Annotated in this window: 1 protein-coding gene; it reads right to left on the bottom strand. The window is 31.7% G+C overall.

The features are described from left to right. Nucleotides 1-651: 651 nt before the first annotated feature. The gene (locus WA327_RS06010; protein ID WP_336067604.1) at nucleotides 652-846 is read right to left on the bottom strand and encodes a cold shock domain-containing protein; all 195 of its coding nucleotides are present in this window, start codon (nucleotides 844-846) and stop codon (nucleotides 652-654) included. Nucleotides 847-1944: the final 1098 nt, after the last annotated feature.

Here is a 1944-nt window from a genome sequence, read left to right as displayed (position 1 = left end):
TAGTCACTTCGATCGTAGAGAGAAGTCGCATAAATAATCATAAACAACTAGTGCGATTCCTCCTCGTACCTCCTTCGGAATGACATTAGAATTGTCACTACGAGAACGCAGGACGAAGCAATCTATTTTAACGATTAATGACTATTATTTAATGACAAATTAAGACACAAATCATCATCAAACCTTAAAAACACATGTTTTTTAGTCACTTCGATCGCAGAGAGAAGTCGCATAATTAATCATAAATAACTAGTGAGATTCCTCCTCGTACCTCGTTCGGAATGACATTAGAATTGTCATTGCGAGGACGTAGGACGAAGCAATCTATTTTAATGATTAATAATTATTGTCTAATGACTAATTAAGACGCAAATTATCACTAAACCTTAAAAAAAAATCATAGTCACTTCAATCGCAGAGAGAAGTCACATAATTAATCATAAACAACAAGTGTGATTCCTCCTCGTACCTCGTTCGGAATGACATAAGAACTGTCATTACTGGCGTCCCTATGTCATTGCGAGGACGTAGGACAAAGCAATCCAACTGTTTGCTACTCAATGTTTATTTTTAATAGTTACATAATAAAAAAGACCGTTTATTTAAACGGTCTTTTTACAATTTTATCTTAAAGATAAATATGTTTTTTGATTAAAAGATTACTTCTACGTTAATCGCATTTAATCCTTTTTTTCCTTGTTCAGTATTAAACTGTACTTTGTCATCTTCTTTAATATCATCTCTTAAACCAGAGTTGTGAACAAAAATTTCTTCTCCTGTTTCTGATGATTTAATAAATCCAAATCCTTTTAAATTGTTGAAAAATTTTACTGTGCCTTCTTGCATCTTTACTTAATTTTAAGTTATTAATTATCTTTTTTCAATAAAACACATCCTAGTGAAGAAAAGCATACTAAAGATTAATAATTAGATTGCACAAACAACCTATTAACTTAAAAACACTATTGAAAAAGTAATTGCAAAAATAAAATTGGAAAGAAGAGAAAAACTCGTAAAACTAATTGTACTATATACTACCTTAAACCTCTATAGGTATCTTTTATTGAGTTGCAAACATAGACTATTTAATTAACACCACCTAATTAATTGATACAAAAGAAAATAATAATAGTTTGAAAATATGTTTGAGATACTATAATTGATATACAAAGCACGGTTTAATTATCATTACAATCCTCCCAATGTCATTGCGAGCGCAGCGAAGCAATCTCTTTTTAACGATTAATGACTATTGATTAATGACTAACTAAGACACAAATTTCACTAATTACTACTAATCCATTACAAATTTTAACCTACCGCGTCACTTCGAGTGATACATGACGTAAGAAGTGTATTGTATCGAGAAGTTACATTAGTTGTATAGAGTGTAGTGTTTGATTTTTTTTGAAGCACATCAACAATACTTCGACAGGCTCAGTATGACAACTCAGTGTTCTATCTATAGTCTTACTTAAGTATTGTCATTACAAACATCCCATTGTCATTGCGAGGACGCAGGACGAAGCTATCTATTTTAATGACTGATAATTATTGTCTAATGACTAATTTTTTATTGAGACACTAATTTTACGAATTATCACTAAACCATAACAAATTTTAATCTACCGCGTCACTTCGAGTGATACACGACGTAAGGAGTGTATTGTATCGAGAAGTTACATTAGTATTGGTGTATAGTGTATAGTGTTTTGTTTGATTTTTCGACTTACTTCGACAGGCTCAGTGTGACACTCAATGACTAACGCATAGTACATAGCCTACAGAATGACAATTTCGTTTTTTTAGAGTATCCAACTGTCATTACAGGCGTCCCTATGTCACTACGAGGACGCAGGACGAAGCAATCTGTTTTAACGATTAATGACTTTTATCTAATGATTAATTAAGACACAAATCATCATCAAACCTTAAAAACACATG

The sequence above is a fragment of the Mesoflavibacter sp. CH_XMU1404-2 genome (genome assembly GCF_037029465.1).
GTDB lineage: Bacteria > Bacteroidota > Bacteroidia > Flavobacteriales > Flavobacteriaceae > Mesoflavibacter.
Note: the sequence above shows the minus strand (reverse complement) of the source record. Positions and strands in the feature narration are given on the sequence as shown.